The 21,697-nt window shown below is 68.6% G+C and carries 19 protein-coding genes; 12 read left to right on the forward strand and 7 right to left on the reverse strand.

The genetic code is table 11. The annotated features are described in order from the left end of the window. Window positions 1-44 precede the first annotated feature (44 nt). From HH308_RS02105 to HH308_RS02120, 4 genes are read left to right on the forward strand one after another with little or no spacing between them, the layout of a single operon-like run. Window positions 45-812 (forward strand): SDR family NAD(P)-dependent oxidoreductase, encoded by a 768-nt coding sequence (locus HH308_RS02105; protein ID WP_170192470.1) that lies wholly within the window; start codon window positions 45-47, stop codon window positions 810-812. Next, the gene (gene cbiE, locus HH308_RS02110) at window positions 740-2,260 is read left to right on the forward strand and encodes a precorrin-6y C5,15-methyltransferase (decarboxylating) subunit CbiE (RefSeq protein ID WP_376767147.1); all 1,521 of its coding nucleotides are present in this window, start codon (window positions 740-742) and stop codon (window positions 2,258-2,260) included. The genes HH308_RS02105 and cbiE overlap by 73 nt, the downstream gene beginning before the upstream one ends. Continuing rightward, a complete protein-coding gene (gene cobM, locus HH308_RS02115; RefSeq protein ID WP_170192471.1) occupies window positions 2,257-3,030 on the forward strand; it encodes a precorrin-4 C(11)-methyltransferase in 774 nt (257 codons plus the stop codon). The genes cbiE and cobM overlap by 4 nt, the downstream gene beginning before the upstream one ends. Next, window positions 3,017-3,778: a cobalt-precorrin-6A reductase gene (locus HH308_RS02120; RefSeq protein ID WP_170192472.1), complete on the forward strand. Its 762-nt coding sequence runs from the start codon at window positions 3,017-3,019 to the stop codon at window positions 3,776-3,778. Before cobM ends, HH308_RS02120 begins: the two co-directional genes overlap by 14 nt. A gap of 19 nt (window positions 3,779-3,797) precedes the next feature. Here HH308_RS02120 and cobJ read toward each other — a convergent pair whose 3' ends face one another. From cobJ to cobG, 3 genes are read right to left on the reverse strand one after another with little or no spacing between them, the layout of a single operon-like run. Next, the gene (gene cobJ, locus HH308_RS02125; RefSeq protein WP_170192473.1) at window positions 3,798-5,321 is read right to left on the reverse strand and encodes a precorrin-3B C(17)-methyltransferase; all 1,524 of its coding nucleotides are present in this window, start codon (window positions 5,319-5,321) and stop codon (window positions 3,798-3,800) included. Continuing rightward, window positions 5,318-5,950 carry a precorrin-8X methylmutase gene (locus HH308_RS02130; protein WP_170192474.1) on the reverse strand — a complete coding sequence of 211 codons (633 nt, stop codon included), beginning with the start codon at window positions 5,948-5,950 and terminating at the stop codon, window positions 5,318-5,320. The genes cobJ and HH308_RS02130 overlap by 4 nt, the downstream gene beginning before the upstream one ends. Before the next feature lie 13 nt (window positions 5,951-5,963). Beyond that, window positions 5,964-7,154: a precorrin-3B synthase gene (cobG, locus tag HH308_RS02135; protein WP_170192475.1), complete on the reverse strand. Its 1,191-nt coding sequence runs from the start codon at window positions 7,152-7,154 to the stop codon at window positions 5,964-5,966. A 40-nt stretch (window positions 7,155-7,194) separates the two neighbouring features. On the opposite strand from cobG, the gene cobN reads away from it, so the two are divergent. From cobN to HH308_RS02160, 5 genes are all read left to right on the forward strand, one after another. Beyond that, window positions 7,195-10,911: a cobaltochelatase subunit CobN gene (gene cobN, locus HH308_RS02140; protein ID WP_170192476.1), complete on the forward strand. Its 3,717-nt coding sequence runs from the start codon at window positions 7,195-7,197 to the stop codon at window positions 10,909-10,911. Window positions 10,912-11,004: 93 nt separating this feature from the next. Further along, entirely contained in the window at window positions 11,005-11,508 is a 504-nt protein-coding gene (locus HH308_RS02145; protein WP_170192477.1) for an FxsA family protein, read from the forward strand. A 37-nt stretch (window positions 11,509-11,545) separates the two neighbouring features. Continuing rightward, window positions 11,546-13,168: an amidohydrolase gene (locus tag HH308_RS02150; RefSeq protein ID WP_170192478.1), complete on the forward strand. Its 1,623-nt coding sequence runs from the start codon at window positions 11,546-11,548 to the stop codon at window positions 13,166-13,168. Beyond that, entirely contained in the window at window positions 13,165-14,865 is a 1,701-nt protein-coding gene (gene lnt, locus HH308_RS02155; RefSeq protein WP_376767148.1) for an apolipoprotein N-acyltransferase, read from the forward strand. Before HH308_RS02150 ends, lnt begins: the two co-directional genes overlap by 4 nt. Next, the gene (locus tag HH308_RS02160) at window positions 14,849-15,637 is read left to right on the forward strand and encodes a polyprenol monophosphomannose synthase (RefSeq protein ID WP_170192479.1); all 789 of its coding nucleotides are present in this window, start codon (window positions 14,849-14,851) and stop codon (window positions 15,635-15,637) included. Before lnt ends, HH308_RS02160 begins: the two co-directional genes overlap by 17 nt. Before the next feature lie 79 nt (window positions 15,638-15,716). On the opposite strand, the gene HH308_RS02165 is transcribed toward HH308_RS02160, so the two are convergent. Then, window positions 15,717-16,052 (reverse strand): RNA polymerase-binding protein RbpA, encoded by a 336-nt coding sequence (locus HH308_RS02165; protein WP_170192480.1) that lies wholly within the window; start codon window positions 16,050-16,052, stop codon window positions 15,717-15,719. Window positions 16,053-16,116: 64 nt separating this feature from the next. Between HH308_RS02165 and HH308_RS02170 the strand changes: the two genes are divergently transcribed. Beyond that, a complete protein-coding gene (locus HH308_RS02170; protein WP_170192481.1) occupies window positions 16,117-16,458 on the forward strand; it encodes a hypothetical protein in 342 nt (113 codons plus the stop codon). Next, entirely contained in the window at window positions 16,458-17,285 is an 828-nt protein-coding gene (locus HH308_RS02175; RefSeq protein ID WP_170192482.1) for an adenylate/guanylate cyclase domain-containing protein, read from the forward strand. Before HH308_RS02170 ends, HH308_RS02175 begins: the two co-directional genes overlap by 1 nt. A gap of 323 nt (window positions 17,286-17,608) precedes the next feature. Here HH308_RS02175 and HH308_RS02180 read toward each other — a convergent pair whose 3' ends face one another. Both HH308_RS02180 and HH308_RS02185 read right to left on the reverse strand, forming a co-directional pair. Then, window positions 17,609-18,313, reverse strand: coding sequence for a hypothetical protein (locus HH308_RS02180; RefSeq protein WP_246284076.1), 705 nt, complete (start codon window positions 18,311-18,313; stop codon window positions 17,609-17,611). Window positions 18,314-18,384: 71 nt separating this feature from the next. Next, window positions 18,385-19,134, reverse strand: a complete 750-nt coding sequence (locus HH308_RS02185; protein ID WP_312870283.1) for a CPBP family intramembrane glutamic endopeptidase — start codon at window positions 19,132-19,134, stop codon at window positions 18,385-18,387. Between the two features lie 38 nt (window positions 19,135-19,172). Here HH308_RS02185 and HH308_RS02190 point away from each other — a divergent pair, with 38 nt between their 5' ends. Continuing rightward, window positions 19,173-20,378: an aminotransferase class I/II-fold pyridoxal phosphate-dependent enzyme gene (locus HH308_RS02190; protein ID WP_170192483.1), complete on the forward strand. Its 1,206-nt coding sequence runs from the start codon at window positions 19,173-19,175 to the stop codon at window positions 20,376-20,378. Here HH308_RS02190 and HH308_RS02195 read toward each other — a convergent pair. Further along, entirely contained in the window at window positions 20,348-21,643 is a 1,296-nt protein-coding gene (locus HH308_RS02195) for an Nramp family divalent metal transporter (protein ID WP_312870284.1), read from the reverse strand. The two genes, HH308_RS02190 and HH308_RS02195, sit on opposite strands and share 31 nt — an antisense overlap. Window positions 21,644-21,697 lie beyond the last annotated feature (54 nt).

Here is a 21,697-nt window from a genome sequence, read left to right on the forward strand (position 1 = left end):
ACCCGGGCGCGTCAGCGGCATCGGCCGGGTGGGATGATCGAGGAATGTCACAACCCGACGCGGGCACCATCATTCTGTTCGGCGGCCGCAGCGAGATCGGCGTCGCGCTGGCAGCTCGACTGGCAGCGGGCCGTCGAGTGGTGCTGGCGGCCCGACGTCCCGACGACTTGGCCGCCGAGCGCGCGATCGTCCTCGCCGCGGGCGCGCGCGACGTGACGGCCGTCGCCTTCGACGCCGACGACACCGCATCGCATCCCGCGCTCGTCGAACAACTGACCGCCGACTACGGCCCGGTCGAGGCCGCGATCGTCGCCTTCGGCATTCTCGGCGACGCGGCGAAGTCGGAGACCGACGTCGCACACGCGCTGCAGATCGCGCAGACCGATTACGTGGCACAGGTCAGCATTCTCACGCTGCTGGCCAACAGTCTGCGCAAACAGACCATGCGCTCGACGCTGATCGTCTTCTCGTCGATCGCCGGCGCGCGCGTCCGGCGAGCCAACTACGTCTACGGCTCCACCAAGGCCGGCCTCGACGGCTTCGCCAGCGGATTGTCGGATGCGTTGCACCACACCAAGGTTCGCGTGCTGCTCGCGCGGCCCGGGTTCGTCATCGGCGCGATGACCGCCGACCTGATGGCCACCGGCGTGAAGCCGGCCCCGATGAGCGTCACCGCCGACGCCGTCGCCGACGCCGTGGCGCGCGCCTACCGCAGTGGTCGGCGAGAAGTGTGGGTGCCGTGGGCGATACGCCCGACGATCTTCGTGTTCCGCCTGCTGCCACGCGCGATCTGGCGCCGGCTGCCGAGGTGAGCGCGGTCCGCTTCGTCGTCGTCGGCATCGGAGCCGACGGCTGGGAAGGCCTGACGCGCGCCGCGCAGAACGAATTGGCCGGCGCGACCACGATCCTCGGTTCGCCCCGGCAACTGGCGATGCTCGACGGCCACGTATCGGCGACAATCGTGCCGTGGCGCTCACCGATGAACGAGCACCTGGACGAGCTGGCCCCGCGCTCGTCGGGCGAGGAAGGCAGCTCGGAAGTTCGGGCCCTGCGCTCCCCGGGCGAGGAAGTTACCGGCTCCCCGAGTGCCGAAGCGAGCGTGCGAGTTCGGGACCTCCGCACCCCGAGTGCCGAAGCGAGCTCGCGTGTTCCGGACCTCCGCTCCCCGAGTGCCGAAGCGAGCGTGCGAGTTCGGGCCCTCCGCTCCCCGAGTGCCGAAGCGAGCTTGCGAGCTTCGGTGTATCGAGGGGCCGGCGACCCAACCCACCCCACGCACATCCTCGCCTCGGGCGACCCGATGTTCCACGGTGTCGGGGCGTCGATCATCGCCCGCGTCGGCGCCGACGCGGTCCGGGTGATCCCGGCCGTCTCCAGCGCCAGCCTCGCCGCCGCCCGTCTCGGCTGGGATCTCGCACGGACCCAGGTGGTGTCCCTGGTGACCGCGTCGCCGTCGACGATCCTCGCGCACGCGTCCGGCGGCACCCGCCTGCTCGTCCTGTCGCGCGACGCACGCACGCCGTCGAATATTGCGGAACTACTGTGCGACAACCACTTCGGCGCGAGCTCGATGACCGTCCTGGAGCAGCTCGGCGGCCCGGCGGAACGGATCAGGTCCGACCGCGCCGACGTCTGGAAAGCCCCCGACGTCGACCCGCTGAACATCGTCGCCCTGCAATTGCGCGGACCCAAGCGGATCGCCACCCCCGGCCTCGACGACACCGCCTACGATCACGACGGCCAGCTGACCAAGAGGGTCGTCCGGGCGCTCACCGTGAGCGCGCTGGCGCCGAGCGACGGACAGCTGCTCTGGGACGTCGGCGCAGGCTCGGGCAGCGTCGGCATCGAGTGGCTGCGGGTCGAGCGATCAAGTCGCGCAATCGCTTTCGAGACGGTGACGACCCGGGCCGGGCGAATCACCGGCAATGCCGCGCGACACGGGGTGGCCGACCGCTTGACGATCGTCGGCGCGGCGCCGGCCGCCTTCTCGAAGGCGCCGGACCCCGACACGGTGTTCGTCGGCGGCGGACTCGACCGCACACTCTTCGACGCCGCGTGGGCGCGTCTGCGGCCGGGTGGACGACTCGTCGTCAACGCGGTCACCGTCGAGAACCAGACCCTGCTCGCGACCCTGTTCGCCGAGTTCGGCGGAACGATGACCAGGCTCGGCATCGAACAAGCTGGGCCGCTGGGGACGATGACGACGTGGCGGCCGTTGCTACCGATTGTGCAATGGGTGGTTGAGAAGGGGAGTGGCGAGTGACGGTCTACGTGATCGGCGCGGGGCCGGGAGCGCCCGATCTGCTGACGTTGCGGGGCGCCGAGCTCCTCGCTCGGTGCCAAACCTGTTTGTACGCGGGCTCATTGGTTCCGCGGGAGATGCTGGTGCACTGCCCACCGGATGCGACGCTGATCGACACGGCGCGAATGCCATTGCCCGACATCATCGAGCACATCGCCGCCGCCGATGCCCGCGGACATCATGTGGCTCGGCTGCATTCGGGCGATCCGTCGCTGTATTCCGCTGTGGCCGAACAGGTTCGACGCCTTGCGGAGTTGGGCATCGACTATCAGATCGTGCCCGGCGTACCCGCCTTCGCGGCAGCCGCGGCGGCGATGTCGACCGAGTTGACGGTGCCCGGCGTCGGGCAGAGTCTGCTCATCACGCGGGTGTCGACGCTGTCGACGGATATGCCCGACGGAGAGGATTTGGCGACGTTGGCCACGACTGGCGTCACCCTCGCTCTGCATCTGGCCGCGCATCAGGCACAGCAGATAGTGGATGCGGTGGCGCCGCATTACGGGGCCGACTGTCCCACGGCGACAGTCGCTTTCGCGAGTCGCGACGATCAGCGGATCGTTCGGTGCGCGCTCGCGGACCTGCCGGGAGTGCTCGACGCCGTAGGCGTCCGACGGACCGCCGTCATCTTCGTCGGGCGGGTGCTCGACGCCGCGGCGCATCCGGACGTCACCGACAGCTACCTGTACTCGCAGGCCCGAATGACCAAGTTGCGCAACGATGCCGGGCACTGAACGGGGCGGTCGCCTGTTGATTCTGGGTGGCACCGGGGAGGCGCGTGAGTTGGCGGCCGGTGCCGTCGATGACGGTATGGACGTCGTGTCGTCGCTGGCCGGCCGGGTGCAGCGGCCCCGACTTCCCGTCGGCGAGGTCCGTATCGGCGGCTTCGGCGGCGTCGACGGCCTGGCGGACTATGTTCGGGCCGAACGGATTTCGTGCGTCGTCGATGCGACGCACCCGTTCGCCGCGACGATGACGCGCCACGCGGTTGCCGCGTGCGCGGCATCGTCGACGCCGTTGCTGCGTCTGCGTCGCCCGCCGTGGTCGCCGAGTGCCGGGGACGATTGGTTTCGCCTACCCGACATGGCCGCCGCCGCCGACTACGTCGCGACGCGACGCGGCCGTGTATTTCTGACGACCGGACGCCAGGACGTCGGCGTATTCGCGGGCGTCACCGATGCATGGTTTCTGATCCGCGTCGTCGACCCACCGTCGGCGCTACTGCCACCGAACGCCGAAATCCTCTCCGCGCGTGGGCCATACCGTCACGACGACGAGGCCGCGCTTATGACGGCACACCGGATCACGACACTGGTGACGAAGAACAGCGGGGGAGCGCTGACGCGGGCCAAACTCGACGCCGCGCGAGAGTTGGGCATCGAGGTCGTGATGGTCGAGCGCCCGGTCGAGCCGGCGGGACTGGTAGCGGTCGACGACGCTGCGTCGGCGCTGGCTTGGGTGCGGACGGTGATTCGGCGATAGCCGTGGCGAAAGGTACCCGTCAGCTGTAATGGCGGGGCGTGAACACCACGTCGCCCGCGGACCGCTCGACCACCCGAGTCGTCGACGACCCGACGATGATCAGCGTCCGCATGTCGACGACGGTCGGGTCCAGCTCATCGACGCTGGTCACCCGCGTCGACTGCGTCGGCCCGCCGACGTCGCGTCCCAGCAGGACGACGCGATCGCCCGGAAGATGCTGTTGCAGAAGCGCTTTGAGTTCGCCGACCTGCCACGTCCGTTGCGACGACCCCGGGTTGTAGATCGCTACCACGAGGTCGGCCGTCACCGCGGCGCGAATGCGTTCGGCGATCACCTCCCACGGCTTGAGACGATCCGACAGCGACACGATCGCGAGGTCGTGGCCCAGCGGGGCGCCGAACGCGGCGGCCACCGCAGTCGCCGCGGTGACACCCGGCAACACCCGCACCGCGACGTCGTGCCAGCGTGGCTCCGCCGCGATCTCCGCAACCGCGGTTGCCATCGCGAAGATCCCCGGATCACCCGACGACACCACCGCGACCCGCGCACCACGCTCGGCGAGACTCAACGCGAACTCGGCGCGCTCGGACTCGACCTGATTGTCACTGGCGTGTACGCGCTGCCCGGGCCGCGCGGTCAGCCGGGCCAGGTATGTCTTGTATCCGATCAGGTCGGTCGCCTCGGCCAGCGCCGCCGACACCTGCGGGGTGGTCTGCGCGTCGTCACCCGGCCCCAGGCCGACGACGGTCACGCAACCCGGCGTCGACGCGGCGTCGGGTACCTCCACTCGATCGCCGACCCAGTCCCGATTCATCGGCGACGGGACGACTATCAACGAGAAGTACGGCACCGACGCGGGGTCGACGTCGACGACGCGCGCCACCCGCTGTTGGCTCGTCGATGCGCGTTCGACGTACCACGCCTCGTCGAGGCGTCCCGATTCCTCAAGTGCGGCAACGACAGTGGGGAAGGTCCGGCCCAACTTCATGATCGCCAGCGCATGTCCCGCCCGCAACTTCGCGACGAGTTCGGCCTTCGGGGCGGTCCCCGGCAGTACCGTCAGATTCTCCTCGCCCTCGACGAGCGGGACGCCGATCGCCGCCGACGCCGCGGACACCGACGTCACACCGGGAATGATCTCCGCGGGGAAGTGCGGCGCCAGCCGCTTGTGCATGTGCATGTACGAGCTGAAGAACAGCGGGTCGCCTTCGGCCAGGAGCACCACGTCGCGCCCCGCGGCCAGGTGAACCGCCAACCGCTGTGCGCTCTCGGTGTAGAAGTCGGCGAGCGCGCCGGCATAGCCGCCGGGATGATCGGTGGTCTCGACCGTCACCGGGTACATCAACCGCTCCTCGATCTGTCCCGACGACAGATACGGCTGGGCGACACCGCGCGCGATGCTCCGACCGTGCCGGGCGCAGTGATACGCCACGACGTCGGCGTCCCCGATGACCCGAGCGGCCTTCACGGTGACGAGTTCGCTGTCACCGGGGCCGAGGCCGACGCCCCACAACTTTCCGACCCGCACGGCTGCCTCGCTCATTCGACCGGACTCGCAAGCGCGTTGAGTGCCGCGGCGGTGATCGCCGAACCGCCCCGCCGGCCGAGCACCGTGAGGTAGTCGACGTCGGGCCGTGCGGCCAGGGCCGCGCACGATTCCGCAGCCCCGATGAACCCCACCGGCGCACCGATGACCGCCGCAGGCACGGGTCCGCCGGCGTCGATCAGCTCGAGCAGCGCGAACAGCGCGGTCGGAGCGTTGCCGATCGCGACGACGGCACCGGCCAGGTGCGGGCGCCACAACTCGACGGCCGCGGCGGTTCGGGTCGTACCCAGCTTCTCCGCCAGCTCGGCCAGTCCGGGCTCGCCGAGAAAGCACCGGACGTCGTTGTCGGCGGGCAGTCGCTTGCGAGTCACGCCCGACGCGACCATGGTGGCGTCGCACAGAATCGGCGCGCCGGCGTTCAGCGCGGTGCGCGCGGCGTCGACGAGTCCGGTGCTGGCCCGCACGTCGGTGGTCAGGTCGGTCTGCCCGCTCGCGTGAATCATGCGAACGACGACCGTCGCGAGGTCGTCGTCGAAGGCCGACAGGTCGGATTCGGCACGGATGGTGGCGAAGGACCGACGATAGATCTCCGCGCCGTCGCGGACATAGGAGTAGTGCTCACTCATGATGAAAGTCAGCCTATGACATGGGCGTACGACGATATTCGGTCGCCCCGGAGGCGTCGGAGATCGCCTCGACCCGCACATGCGCGTGGGTGGGCGTTCCGCAGCCCCGACTGCAGCCGACCCAGTGTTGCGCCGTACCGATCTCACCGGGAGCCACGGTGGCGACGTAGGCGACGAGGTCGTCGCGCACCGGTGCGAGCGCCTTGGCGCATCCCGGCATCCCCGCGCATGACGACACCGACGTCCACGGCGACGCCGCGTCGAAGATCAGCCCCATCGGTGCGAGGACGCGCACGACGGTCTCGGCGACCCCTTCGGTGAGGTCGCAGATCAGGATTTCGCGGTGCGGTGTGATCACCAGCGGCGCGCCGATCGCCGCCAGGAACTCGGCGGTCCGCGCGGGGAGCCGTCCGAGCGCGACGGTGGCACCCAACAAGACCCGGCCGTCGTCCTGATCGAACCACCCGACCACCGGGGTACGCGGTGCGGGAGCCGGCGCAGCGGTGTGAAATGCCGGGGCCAGGGACGTTCCGAGGTGTGCGCGCATCGCCGCGACGAGGCGCGCGTCCACCTCGCTCACCCGCCAGGCATCAGGCGCGGCGGACACGAAATGCGTTGCGACACCCAGCAATACGTCGACGGCACCGGCCGCGTCGGTCGATCCCACGTGCTCATCGCCGAACACGACGTCGAACCGTTGCTCGCCGGTTGCCACCAACGTCACGTCCGGCCGCTGCGCGATCACGTCGCCCCGACCGTCGTCGACGCCGAACCAGAACCGCCGGGACAGCCCGCCGGGCGCCGCGCCCCCACGCAGCGCATCGTCGAGTCGTCTGGCCACCTCACGCACGTCGTCGACGCCTCCGACCCGCCCCGACAACGCCGAGACCACGACGTTGCGCTGCCGATCGGTCGCCGCATCGGCCACCAGCCCGGCGTCGGCGATCAACGCGGCCACCGCCCCGACGTCGCGGATCGCGCGCAACTGGACATTCGCCCGTCCGGTCAATTCGAGGTGACCGTCGCCGTGGTCGGCGGCGGCGCGCGCCAATGCCTGCAACTGCTCGGCGGTCAGTGCGCCGCCGGGCAGCCGGATTCGGGCCAGCGGACCATCGGCAGCGGCGTGGGTCGCGAAGACGCCGGGGCAGTGGTCATCGCCCGTGCGGGGTGCCGTCTGGGCCGCGGATCGGGGACTGAGGGTCACCTGACCAGGGTAGCCACGTCGCCATTAGGCTGGCAGCACCATGACTGCTGACGCCGCTGACACCGACACCGCCCAGATCCTGTTGCTGTCCACTTCGGACACCGACCTCATCACCGCGGCCGCGGCCACCGACCGGCGCGATCACGCCAGATTCGCCGGCGCCAACCCGTCGCGGCTGCTCATCGACGACATTCCCGACCTCGCCGCCGACGCCGACCTGATCGTCGTGCGCATCCTGGGCGGCCGTCGGGCCTGGGAGGAGGGCCTCGACGCGGTGCTCGCCGTCGGCAAACCCGTCGTCGTGCTGTCCGGCGAGACGTCGCCCGATCCCGATCTGATGGCGCTGTCCACCGTCGCGGCCGGCGTCGTCGCGCAGGCGCACAACTACTTCGCCGCGGGCGGCGTCGACAACTTCGCCAATGCCTACAACTTCCTCTCCGACACCGTGCTGTTCACCGGACTCGGCTTCGTCGAGCCGGTGCAGACGCCGTCGTGGGGAATCCTCGACCGTGCGACGAGTGACGCGACGTCGGAGACCGCCGCGGACGAAGCGGCGTCGCAGGTCACCGTCGGCGTGCTCTACTATCGCGCCCAGCATCTGGCCGGCAACACCCGCTACGTCGACGCATTGTGTGCCGCAATCGAATCCGCGGGCGCGCGGGCGCTGCCGGTGTTCTGCGCCTCCCTGCGTTCGGCGCCCGACGAACTCATCGAGTTGCTCGGTACCACCGACGCACTCGTCGTCACCGTCCTCGCGGCGGGCGGAACCACTCCGGCGACCGCGTCCGCGGGCGGCGACGACGAGGCCTGGAACATCGAACGCCTCGCCGCGTTGGACATCCCGATCCTGCAGGGCTTGTGCCTGACCGGCTCGCGCGAGGACTGGGCCGCCAGCGACGACGGCATGTCGCCGCTCGACGTCGCCAGTCAGGTGGCCGTCCCCGAATTCGACGGCCGCATCATCACCGTGCCCTTCTCGTTCAAGGAGTTCGACGAGAACGGTCTGCCCTGGTATCAGCCCGACCCCGAGCGGTGCGCGCGCGTCGCGGGCATCGCCGTGCGCCACGCGCGTCTGCGGCGCATCCCCGCCGCCCAGCGTCGCGTCGCCTTGCTGCTCTCGGCATACCCGACCAAACATGCGCGCATCGGCAACGCGGTGGGCCTCGACACCCCCAAGAGCCTACTGCGACTGTTCGACGCCCTGCGCGCCGCGGACTACGACATCGGGCCCGCGGCCGGCGACGATGCGATTCCCGGCCTGGCACAGGACGATTCCGATGCGCTGATGCACGCACTGATCGCCGCGGGCGGTCAGGATCCCGACTGGCTCACCGAAGAAGCGTTGGCCGCCAACCCGATTCGTGTCTCCGCCGCCGACTACCGAGCCTGGTTCGCCACCCTCCCGCGGGGGCTGCGCACCGCTGTCGAGGAGCATTGGGGACCAGCGCCGGGCGACCTCTTCGTCGACCGCTCGGCCAACCCGGACGGCGACATCGTCGTCGCCGCACTGACATTCGGCAACATCGTGCTGATGGTGCAGCCGCCGCGTGGGTTCGGGGAGAAGCCGGTCGCCATCTACCACGACCCCGACCTCCCGCCGAGCCACCACTACCTCGCCTGCTATCGCTGGTTGGCCGACCAGCAGTGGGGCTTCGGCGCCGACGCCGTGGTGCACGTCGGCAAACACGGCAACCTCGAATGGCTGCCCGGCAAGACGCTGGGCATGTCGGCCGACTGCGGCACCGACGCCGCGCTCGGCGACCTGCCGCTGATCTATCCGTTCCTCGTCAACGATCCCGGCGAAGGCACGCAGGCCAAGCGTCGTGCACACGCCGTCCTCGTCGACCATCTGATTCCGCCGATGGCGCGTGCCGAGTCATACGGCGACATCGCTCGACTGGAGCAGTTACTCGACGAGCACGCGAACATCTCCGCGCTCGATCCCGCCAAGCTGCCCGCGATCCGTCAGCAGATCTGGACGCTGTTGACGGCGGCCAAGATGGACCACGACCTCGGACTCGCACAGCGCCCCGACGAGGAAGTCTTCGACGACATGCTGCTGCACGTCGACGGCTGGCTGTGCGAGATCAAAGACGTGCAGATCCGCGACGGTCTGCACATTCTGGGCGCACCGCCCAGCGGTGAGTCGGAGACCGACCTCGTCCTCGCGATGCTGCGGGCTCGGCAGCTCTGGGGTGGCACCGCCGCGCTGCCCGGGCTGCGTGAGGCGCTGGGCATGATCGAAGGCGACAGCATCCAACGGCGCCGGGAGCGCAGCGAGCGGGCCGAAATGATCCGCGCCGACGTCGACGCCACCGAAGCCGTTGCACGCGAATTGGTTTCGCAGTGTGCGGCGGGGGACTGGTCGACGCAGGCGGTCGCCGCGGCGTCGGCGGGACGCCCACGGGCCGTCGCCGACGTGCTGACGTTCGCCGCCACCGAGGTGGTACCCCGCCTGCGCCAGACCACCGCCGAGATCGACCGCATCCTGCATGCGCTCGACGGCGGGTTCATCCCCGCGGGACCTAGCGGTTCACCGCTGCGGGGACTGATCAACGTGCTGCCCACCGGACGCAACTTCTACTCGGTCGATCCCAAAGCGGTGCCGAGCCGGTTGGCCTGGGAGACCGGCCGGGCCATGGCGGACTCGCTCGTCGAGCGCTATCTCGCCGATCACGGCGAGTACCCGACGTCGGTCGGCCTGTCGGTGTGGGGCACCTCGGCGATGCGCACCTCCGGCGACGACATCGCCGAAGTGCTTGCGCTGCTTGGCGTCTCACCGATCTGGGACGAGGCGTCGCGGCGCGTCGTCGATCTCGAACTCATCGACCTCGCCGAACTCGGCCGGCCTCGCATCGATGTGACGATCCGCATCTCGGGCTTCTTCCGCGATGCGTTCCCCCACGTCGTCGCGATGCTCGACGACGCCGTCGCGCTCGCCGCGGGTGCCGACGAACCGGCCGAGCAGAACTTCGTCGCGGCACATGTCACGGAATCGCTCGCCGAGCACGGGGACCGTCGTCGAGCCACCACCCGCGTCTTCGGCTCCAAACCCGGAACCTATGGCGCCGGGTTGCTGGAGCTGATCGACTCGCAACAGTGGCGTACCGACGCCGATCTCGCGCAGGTCTACACCGAGTGGGGCGGCTATGCCTACGGTCGTGGGCTCGACGGGGTGGCCGCCGTCGACGACATGCGCAGCGCGTACCGCCGGATCGCGGTCGCGGCGAAGAACACCGACACCCGCGAACACGACATCGCCGACTCCGACGACTACTTCCAGTACCACGGCGGCATGGTCGCCACGGTGCGCGCGCTGACCGGGTCCGCGCCGGAGGCCTACATCGGTGACTCGACCCGGCCGGACGCGGTGCGCACTCGTACGCTGTCGGAGGAGACCAGCCGGGTCTTTCGCGCCCGAGTCGTGAATCCGCGCTGGATCGCCGCGATGCAACGCCACGGTTACAAGGGCGCTTTCGAGATGGCCGCGACCGTCGACTATCTGTTCGGCTACGACGCGACCACCGACGTCGTGGCGGACTGGATGTACGAGAAGCTCACCGAGTCCTACGTCCTCGACGAGACCAATCAGAAGTTCATGAACCAGTCGAATCCGTGGGCGCTGCACGGTATCGCCGAACGACTCCTCGAAGCCGTCGAACGCAAGATGTGGCAGGCACCGCCGGACCAGATGCTCGACGACCTACGTCAGGTGTATCTGCAGACCGAGGGCGACATCGAGGGGCGAGGAGAGTAGGCGCCGGGAGCAAAATCGTCTCCTCGTTCGTTGTACTCGACGTGCGGCTTGTTCACACCGGCCGCGGAAGTCTGCGAAGGGACGGAACCTGTCATGAAACGCCTCATCTTTCTGGCCTACCTCGTCGTCGAGATCGGGGTGTTCGTCGGGCTGTCGATATGGCTCGGCTTCGGCTGGGCACTGCTGATCGCCGTCGCCGCCGGCGGAGCGGGACTGATCCTGCTCGCCCGGCGCGGCCGAGCGGTCTTCGGCGACCTGGCCATGGCCGCGCGCAACGAGATCGCACCGGCGAAGGCGCTCACCGATACCGCGCTGCTGGCGGTGTCGACGATGCTGCTGATCGTGCCGGGGATCGTCACCTCGGTGCTCGGGTTGGCGCTGCTCGCCAAGCCCGTGCGGCGGGCTCTCGCGCCCGCGGTGAGCGCCTACGGTGAACGCAAATTCGCCGGCGCCGTCGACCGTGCCACCCTCTACGCCACCGGTGCGATGCCGGGAACCGTCGTCGACGGCACGGTGTTCGTCGAGAGCACCGTCGTCGCCCCGACTACCGCCTACCCGCACGTCATCACCCAGCCGCAACTCGAGCGGGGGCACTGACCGCGGGCGTGCCCGGGCACGGCACACTAGAAGCCCTATGGCTACCCAACTTCTGGTCTCCGGTCACGTCTATACCCCGGCCTCGCCGGACGCCACCGCGATGGCGGTCACCGACGGTGTCGTCGTGTGGGTCGGCTCCGACGCCGTCGGCGCGGCACTTCACCCCGACGCCGAGGTCATCGACCTCGGCGGGCGGTTCGTAGCACCGGCATTCGTCGACTCACACGTCCACCTGACCCCACTCGGGCTTGCGCTGAGCGGGCGCACCGCCGCAGACGCCGTGTCAGCGGCGGATCTTCTCGATCGACTGCGCGTGTTGGTCGGCGGTCTGAGCCGCGACGCCGTTGTCATCCAGGGCGGGTGGGACGAATCCACGTGGACCGACCGCCGGATCCCGACGACCGAAGAGATCGACGCCGTCGTCGGGGACCGGTTGGTGTATCTGTCCCGGGTGGACGAACATTCGGCGCTCGCGTCGTCGGCGCTGCGTGCGGCGGTTCCGGAGCTTGCCGGCATGACGGGTGTCGGCGTCGACGGCCCGCTGACCGGGGACGCCCACCACGCGGTCCGAGCCGCCGCCCGCGCGTCGCTGTCCGCGGGGCAACGCGCGACCGCTCAGCGGCGTGCCCTCGACCACTGCGCGGCCGCGGGCATCGTCGCCGTGCACGAGAACGGCGGCCCGGAGATCGCCGGCCTCGACGATTTCCGCGCGGTCGGCGACCTCGATCACCCGGTCGCCGTCCGTCGACTCTGGGGCGCACCGGTCGCCAGCGCAGCGCAGGCCACGGCGGTCCTCGCCGAAACGGGCGCCGACGGCCTCGCCGGCGACCTCTTCGTCGACGGTTCCCTCGGCTCGCGCACGGCCCTGTTGTCCGAGCCGTACGCCGACGATCTGGGCACCAGCGGCGTCGAATTCCTCGACGCCGAGCAGATCTACACCCACCTGCGCGCCTGCACCGATGCCGGTGTGCAGGCCGGATTCCACGTCATCGGCGACCGCGCGATGGCCGGCGTCGTCGATGCGCTGGACCGCCTCGCCGCGCAACTTCCGACGGCGTCGATCGCGAAATGCGCGCACCGCGTCGAGCACGCCGAAATGGTCACGGCCGCACAGGCGGCGACACTGGCGCGCTGCGGCGTCATCGCGAGCATGCAGCCCGCCTTCGACGCCGCATGGGGCGGACCCGGCGCGCTGTACCGTACTCGCCTCGGCGATCGCGCCGACGGTCTGAACGACTTCGCGATGCTCGCGAAAACCGGTGTGGCACTGTCATTCTCGTCAGATGCTCCAGTCACCCAGGTCGACCCGTGGGCAACGGTGCGGGCGGCGGTACATCACCACACGTCGACCAGCGCGGTGTCGGCGCGAGCAGCGTTCGCCGCCTGCACCCGCGGCGGGTGGCGCGCGGCGGGCATCAACGACGGGATGACCGGAACGCTGGTTCCGGGGGCGCCCGCGCACTACGCGGTCTGGGAGGTCGAAGACTTCGTCGTCGCCGGCTCCGACGAGAAAGTGCAGCGCTGGTCCACCGACCCGCGTTCGCGAGTTCCGTCGCTGCCCGACGTCGCTCCCGGCGCCACGTTGCCGACCTGCGTCGCGACCGTGTCGGCCGGTCGGGCGATCTTCGGCGACATCGGCGTCGGAGCCGACGCCCGGTGATCAGCGTCGAGCCGGGACGGCTGTTGCGCGACGAGCGCGCCCGCGACTGGGGGTGGCGCACCGCCGTCGGCGCCGTGGCGGGCGGTTTGATGTGGGCGGCCTTCCCGCCGCGCAATCTGTGGTTCCTGGCCGTCGTCGCACTCGGTCTGCTCGCCGTCGCATTGCGCCTGGGCCGGCCGCGCGTACGTCTGGGCGCCTGGGTGGGCTTCGTCTTCGGGCTGGCCTTCTTCATTCCGCTGCTGCCCTGGATCGGGGTGTACGTCGGGCCGTTGCCCTGGCTGGCGCTGGCGACGGTGTTGGCGGTGTTCCTCGCGGCCTTCGGGGTGATGGCCACGGTGAGTATGCGTCTGCCGGTGCCGCCGCTGTGGTTCGCGTTGAGCTGGGTCGCCGTCGAAGCGGCCCGCTCGACCTTTCCGTTCGGTGGATTCCCCTGGGGCAGAGCAGCTTTCAGTCAAACAGATGGTCCGCTGCTGCCATTGGCCTCGGCGGTCGGCGTCACCGGGTTATCGTTCGGCGTCGCGCTGTTCGGGTCGTCGGTGGCGTGGTTGCTGGTGATGCTCGGGCAGTCGTATCGGCGCTCGGCGTCCGACGACGCGCTCAGCCCCGACGACCGCCATCCATTACGCTCGGCGCGGCTGCGGACGGCGATGGTCCTCGTCGTGCTGGCGTTGGTGGCGCCGGTCGCAGCGATCGCGCTGACTCCCGGGTCGCAAGACAAGAATCTATCGCCGACGACGGCGTCGGTCGCGGTCATCCAGGGCAATGTCCCGCGGCTCGGTCTCGACTTCAACGCACAGCGTCGCGCGGTGCTCGACAATCACGTCGCGCAGACACAACGACTGGCCGCAGCCGTCCACGCCGGAACGACACCCCGGCCGGATTTCGTCGTGTGGCCGGAGAACGCCTCCGATATCTCCCCGCTGACCAACTCCGATGCGGCCGACGAGATCACCGCGGCGTCGGTCGCCGTCGGCGCACCCATCCTCGTCGGCACGCTGGTGAGCAATCCCGACGGCCGATACACCAACACGGTGCTGCTGTGGGAGGGGACGCACGGCCCGGTAGGGCGCTACGACAAGCACATCGTGCAGCCGTTCGGCGAGTACCTGCCGTGGCGGCCGTTCTTCCGGCTGTTCTCGTCCTACGCCGACATGGCGGGGGACTTCGAAGCCGGCACCGGTCCGTCGGTGCTCGACGTCGCGGGCACGTCGGGGCCGGTGCGCGTCGGTGTGTCGACGTGCTGGGAGGTCGCCTTCGACCGATCCGCCCAAGCAGCCGTCGATCAGGGCGCGCAGATCCTCTACGTACCGACCAACAACGCGACCTTCGGCCGCACCGAGATGACCTATCAGCAGCTGGCGATGTCGCAGGTGCGCGCCGTCGAACACGGTCGCACGGTGCTTGTCGCGGCGACGTCGGGAATCAGCGCGATCGTCGCACCGGACGGATCGATCACCGCCCAGAGCGAGTTCTTCACCCCCGACACCCTGACCGGACGAGTGGTGTTGCACACGTCGAAGACGCTGGCCACGCGGCTGGGCGGCTGGCCGACGCGGGTTCTCGTGCTCTTTGCCATCTGCGGTTTTTTGTTTGCGATCGCCACGCACACTAGATTGAGTAGTCGATTCAACCGACTGCCGGGTGCCCCGAGGGGAGACGGCACAACTACGAAGGAGCCCGATGGCAGCCGGGACTGACGGTGCGCAACACCCGACCGAGCAGGTCGGCCCCCATGGCGAAGGCGCACTGGTCGTCATTCCGACCTTCAATGAGCGGGACAATCTGCCGATCATCATCGACCGGCTGCACAAGGCGTTGACGGGTATTCACGTGCTCGTCGTCGACGATTCGAGTCCGGACGGAACCGGGGAGGTCGCCGACAAGCTGGCAGCTGCCGACACCGACGGCCGGATCCACGTGCTGCACCGCGTCGAGAAGGACGGACTCGGCAAGGCCTATCTCGCCGGCTTCGCGTGGGGCCTCGACCGCGACTATCACGTCATCATCGAGATGGACGCCGACGGTTCGCACGCGCCCGAACAGTTGTCGCGGCTGCTCGACGCCGTGAACGCGGGTGCCGACCTCGCGATCGGCTCGCGCTACGTCCCGGGCGGGCAGCTCGTGAACTGGCCCAAGCGCCGCGAGTTCCTGTCCAAGGGTGCCAACACCTACGCCCGACTCGCGCTGGGGTCGTCGATCCGCGACATCACCGCGGGGTTCCGCGCCTATCGGCGCAGCGTGCTGCAGACGATAGGCCTCGACGAGGTCGATTCGGCCGGGTACTGCTTCCAGATCGACCTGGCCTGGCGGACGCTGCAGGCCGGGTTCATCGTGCGCGAAGTCCCGATCACCTTCACCGAGCGGGCCATCGGCGAGTCGAAGATGAGCGGCGGCGTGATGACCGAGGCGTTCCTGCAGGTCGCCAAGTGGGGCATCGAAAGTCGGCGCAAGAAGTTCGCCCGCACGTAGCCGCGGGCGAGGCCTGCACCGAGACGAGGCCGCCCCCGACCGGAGGTACCGGTCGGGGGCGGCTGTCGTCGGTTGGGGCCTATCCGCGGCGACGCGCCTTGAGGATGTCGAGGCGCTCATTGAGCAGCACTTCGAGTTCCTCTTCGGAACGACGCTCGAGCAGCATGTCCCAGTGGGTACGCGGCGGCTTGACCTTCTTCTCCTCCATCACGCCACCTTCGAGGATGGTGCCTTCCATGCCGTTCTTGCACGGCCATTTCGAGGGCACTTCGGCGTCGTCGGCGAACGGGACGTCGAAGATCTCGCCGTTGTCGGTCTTGTACTGAACGATGCGCCGAGGCGCGAGATCGTGATCTCGATCGGTCTCGTAGCTCACCGCGCCGAGACGGCTACCCCGAAGAACTCGATCTGCCATGAAAATTCCTTCCAAATCGCTTGCGCGTAACCCGGCCATTCTACGCGCTTGTATTCTCGACCGTGTGACCAGTGTTGTTGCCGGGCGCCGGCGCCCGTATGCCTGCGCGTGGTGCGGCGCTACCATCGTCGATTCGGAGCGGGGCAGGCGGCGCAAGTACTGTAAGCAGTCGTGCAGGCAGCGTGCCTACGAACAGAGAACGCTCACCGAGGGTACGTCCATTCCCGCTGACGCGATGATTCTCGCTCCCGACGAGCTCGAATCGTTCCGGGATCGGCTCTTCGAGCTGCGCTGCGCCGCCGAAGATCTTGCGACGGCGGTCGCCGAGGGAGCGGGGAGTGACGAAGTGACACGACTGTGCGACGACGTAGTGACCAGGGCGACACAAGCCGAGAGGTTCCGCTGATGACCGAGGATCTTGAACCGGATCCTGATGCAGTGCCGCAGACACAGCCGCGACGGTCGGCGCGCCGGCGCGCCGTCGAGTTGATCGAACGGGCCGATTCCAGCGAATCCGCCGTCCGGATGGCTCGTACCGCGCGCAGCATGGTGGCGGGCTCCCCGATCACGGTCAATCCGGCTGAGCGGACGTCGGATCGTCTCGCCCGGCTGATCGATGAGGCCAATCGTGAACAGCCAAGTGCGGTAAGAGAATTGGGTCTGGCGACAGTTCAGGTATGGCAGAATCTCACCCGTCGTCGGGCGAACAGCGATGAGCCGGTGCCCACCACGATCCTGTTCACCGACCTCGTCGCGTTCTCCACCTGGGCCCTGGCCGCCGGCGACGACCAGGTTCTCAAACTCCTCTCCGCGGTAAACACCGCGACGTCCGACGTCGTGCGTCAGCACGGCGGACAGGTCGTCAAGGGACTGGGCGACGGCACGATGGCGGTCTTCGCCGACGCCGGTGAGGCGATCATCGCCGCCCACGAGACGATCCAGGCGGTGAACGCCATCACCATCGACGACTATCGGCCCCAACTGCGGGCGGGGGTGCACACCGGAGCGCCGCGGGCCGTCGGCGACGACTTCCTCGGCGTCGACGTCAACATCGCCGCCCGGGTTGCCGCCGCCGCCGGAGCGGGGGAGGTCTTCGCCAGCGACCGTGCGCTCGCGGAATGCGACCCGGAGGCATTCTCCGTGCGCCGCAAACGGTTCAAGGCCAAAGGCGTGCCGAAGGAGCTGAAAGTGTTCTCCGTGGTACCGAGGTACTCGGGACCACCGGTCGATTGAGTGGGCGCGAGAATGGCTGTGTTCGCTCGACCGGGGTCCACGGTGGTAGGTCTCCTGGGCTGGTTGAGCCTGGTTTCACCGGCCGAAGCGTCCCTCTGCTGGTTGAGCCTGGTCGAGCGCCGTGCTGAGCGAGGCGCTAGCCGAGTCGAAGTAGCGCTACCCGAGGCCGTGTCGAAACCATGTCGGCGCAACCGATTTCGTCGGGGGTCGGGTTCGCTGAGGTGGTTGCGTGGTTTCGACTCGCTGCGCTCGCTCAACCAGCGGGAATAGCTCGCTCAACCAGCGGGAATAGCTCGCTCAACCAGCGAGAGTAGTTGGCAGTGTTACTTCGGATCGCGCAGCTCGGCGTTGGCGGCCCGCTCCTTCGCGAGGGCCCGGCCGCGGCGGCGGAACCGCCAGATGTAATAGCAGACGAGCGCGCCGACGACGGCGGCGATGATCGCTCCCCACGCGCCGGCGCCGCGGAAACCGGGACCGTTGACGTCGAGGATGAACTGTCCTCGGTACGCACCGCTGGTGCGCCCCAACACGATCGACAGTGTCAGCAGGTTGGGGACCGCGGCGACGACGGCGAGCACGGTGAATGCGATCGTCGGGACGTACTTCAGTTTCGCCCGGTTGACGAAGGCGAGGCACAGGAACACAATCGGCAGCAGGGTGCAGAAGAAGGCGAGCGTGAAGCCTACCCAGATGCCGGTGCTGAATCGCCCGCTGACGCGTTCGGCGATCCGTTGCGCCCACCACTGCGGTAGCAGATTGGCCAGCACGAAGTAGGTGATCACCGCGAGGCCGATGAACACCAGCCAGACGACCCCCTTCTTCGCGAGGCGATTGACCTTGTCGCCCAACGCTTCCGGCTTCGCCGGTGCCGGCTGGTCGACGTCGAGTCGCGGCTTGTCGAAGGCGGTCGGATCCAGGCCGGGCTGGGTGTGATGGTCGGCCGGGTGCCGACCCGTGGAGTGATTCGCGGAGGGATCGTACGACGACGGGTCGTACGCGGGCGGGTCGCCGTGCTGATTCGGGCTCATGTCAGCGAGTCTAGGACGCAGCTGAGGTCTGTTCTATGTGTGCCACGCCGGGTTTCGCACTATTGGGCGAGTCAACTCGACAGATGCCACACTGCGGCGACCGCGAGCGCTCCGGTGGCGTTGAGGGCCCAATGTGCGGCGATCGACGCGAGCAGCGTACTGCTGCGGTAACGCAGCCAGCCGAACACGATGCCGGCGAATGTCGTGGCGATCACGGCACCGACGATTCCGGCGATCTCCCCGAATGTGCCGTCACCGAGGATGCCGCTCAATCCCCGGTTGCCGCCGGTGAGGCCGAAAGACGAAGCGATGTGCCAGGTTCCGAAGAGCAGTGCGCCGATGGTGATCCCGATGCGCAGCGGAAACACCTTCAGCATCGCGGCCTGCAACACACCGCGAAACGCGATCTCCTCCGGCAGAACGGTCAGCAGGGGGATCGTGACGAAGGCAGCGTAGAGCGCATCGCCCGACGACCCGTAGCGGTCCGAGGTGAAGAACTGTCGAAACCATGGGATGGCCACGGCGATCGCGACGATCACCGCGACGACGCCGATCGCACCGCCAGCCCAGGGCAGCCCGACGCGCAGTTGCCGGGGCGTCAATCCCAAGTCGTACCAATTCAATCCGGCGAGCGCGCCACCGGCGAGCAGCAGCGCCGCCGCGATCGGAACCACGATCACCGAGGCGAGCGGCGTCGTGAAGTGCGCGAGCAGGTTTGCGGCGACGAGGACGGAGATCACCGTGAGTACCAGCGCCAGTCCGCGCCGGTGCTCGGCGAACAACGACAGCGCACGCGACATGCGCGACCCGATACCCGACACCGTGCAAGCGTACGCGTCCGACGCCGCGGCGTAAGTTGATGTCGGTGAGCAGCAAGCAGTTTCAGATCTCGCAGCGCGCGCAGCGGGTCGCGCCGTTTCAGGCGATGGAGTTCGCCAAGCATGCCGACGCCATGGAAGCCACCGGCCGCCACGTCACCCGCCTGAACATCGGCGAGCCCGATTTCGGTGCGCCGCCGGAATTCCTGCGCACCGTCCGCGAACTCGCCGATGGGCGTCCTACGCCGTACACGCCGTCGGTGGGAATCGGGGAACTGCGGTCGGCGATCGCCGAGCACTACCGCGCCGTCGACGGCCTCGACGTCGATCCGCGGCGCGTCTGCGTCACCGCCGGGGCGTCGGCAGCGTTGCTGTTGTGTGCCGCCGCGCTGATCGACCCGGGCGACCGCGTGCTCGTCGCCGATCCCTCCTATCCGTGCAACCGGCAGTTCGCGGAGAGTTTCGGCGCCGACGTCGCATTGCTGGCGACGTCAGCGGCGACCAGATTTCAGCTCGACGCGGCCTCGGTGATCGCGGCATGGGACTCCGATACTCGCGGGGTGATGCTCGCGTCACCGTCGAATCCGACCGGAACATCGCTCGCCGCAACGGAATTGACGAAGATCTGCGCGGCGGTGGCCGAGCGCGGCGGCTGGCGCATCGTCGACGAGATCTACCTCGGCCTCACCCACGACGCCGGGGCGCGCAGCGTGCTCACCGTCGACGACGACGCGATCGTGGTGAACAGCTTCTCCAAGGTGTTCGGCCTGACCGGTTGGCGTCTCGGCTGGTGCGTCGTGCCCGACGTCATGGTCCCGGTGATCGAGAAGTTGGCTCAGAACTACTACATCTGCCCGTCGACGCCCGCGCAGTACGCGGCGGTCACCTGTTTCGAGCCGGCGACACTCCAGCTGGCACAGGATCGGCGACGCCGGATCGTCGAGCGCAAAGAAATTGTGCTGCAAGCGCTTTCGGAGATGGGACTACCGGTTCCGGTTGCGCCCGACGGCGCCTTCTACGTGTACGTCGATGTGAGCGGCACCGGGCTCACGTCGTGGGAGTTCTGCGAGCAGGCACTTGAGCGAGCCAGGGTCTCGTTGACGCCCGGCCACGACTTCGGAGTCACCGGGGCCGAGCGGTTCGTCCGGCTGTCCTACGCGATCGCCCCCGACGATCTTCGCGCCGGTCTGCGGCGGCTAGCCGACTTCGTCGCCGATCAGCCGACGAAGCCCGCGCCGACGTCGTAAAGCAGATACAGGTTCAGCCCGGTGATCACGACGGTGATCACCAGCATCGCGATCGTCGTGCCGAGCCGATTGACCATGTCGCCCATGATCGATCGGCGCCGCGTCAACAACAGCAGCGGTACCAGCGCGAACGGTATGCCGAACGACAGCACGATCTGCGAGACCACCAGTGCCTCACTGGGATTGACACCGATGGCGAGGATGACGAGCGCGGGTGCCATCGTGATGGCGCGCCGCAGCAGCAGCGGCATCCGCCAGTTCATGAACCCGGCCATCACGATCTGCCCGGCGTGGGTGCCGACACTCGCCGACGACAGGCCCGAGGCCATCAGGGCGATCGCGAAAGCCAGTGCCGCACCGCCGCCGACCATTGCGCCCAGTTGGGCGTGGACCTCGTTGAGATCGCTGACATCGGTCATCCCAGCCGAGTGGAACAGTCCGGCGGCGATGCACAGCATCGCGAGATTCACGACTCCGGCCAGGCCGAGACCGATGATGCAGTCCCATTTGTTGTAGCGGAGCAGGACCTGGCGGTCGGCGGAGCTGTCGGCGCGAATTCGATTGCGCTGCAATGCCGAATGCAGATATACGACGTGCGGCATAACGGTCGCTCCGACGATGCCGACGGTCAGCGCGGCGGCTCCGTGGCCGCCGAGGTCGGGGACCAGCCCGGCGATCAGCGCACGATAGTCCTGATGCCCGGCGGCGAAGAACACATACACGAAACCGGCTCCGACGAACGCGAGCATCGCGATGATCGCCAGTTCGAATTTCCGGTAACCACGCTGTTCGAGCGCGAGGATCGCGAATGCGACGACCGCGGTGATGATCCCGGCGGGCAGCAGTGGAATCCCGAAGATCAGGTAGAGCCCGACGGCGGCGCCGATGAACTCGGCGAGGTCGGTGGCCATCGCGACGACCTCGGCCTGCAGCCACAACACCGCGTTCGTCTTGCGCGGGAAGTGGTCTCGGCACAGCTCCGGAAGCGATCGTCCGGTCGCCAGACCGATCTTCGAGGACAGATACTGCACGACGATGGCCATCACATTGGCCATCACGATGACCCACACCAGTTGGTAGCCGTGCCCCGAGCCCGCGGCGAAGTTGGTGGCGAAGTTGCCCGGGTCGATGTAGGCGACGGACGCGACGAACGCCGGACCGAAGAGTGCGACGACGACCCGCCAGCGCCCCTTGGTCTGCAGTTCACTGACCGACACGTGAGGACCGTCGACCTGCTCGCGCCGTCCATCGTCGACCGCCGTCACTGGCGTCCACCACCTTTCGCCTCGGCTCGCCGCACCCGTTCGATGGGCCGCCGT

This window comes from Gordonia asplenii (assembly GCF_012933505.1).
Classification (GTDB): domain Bacteria; phylum Actinomycetota; class Actinomycetes; order Mycobacteriales; family Mycobacteriaceae; genus Gordonia; species Gordonia asplenii.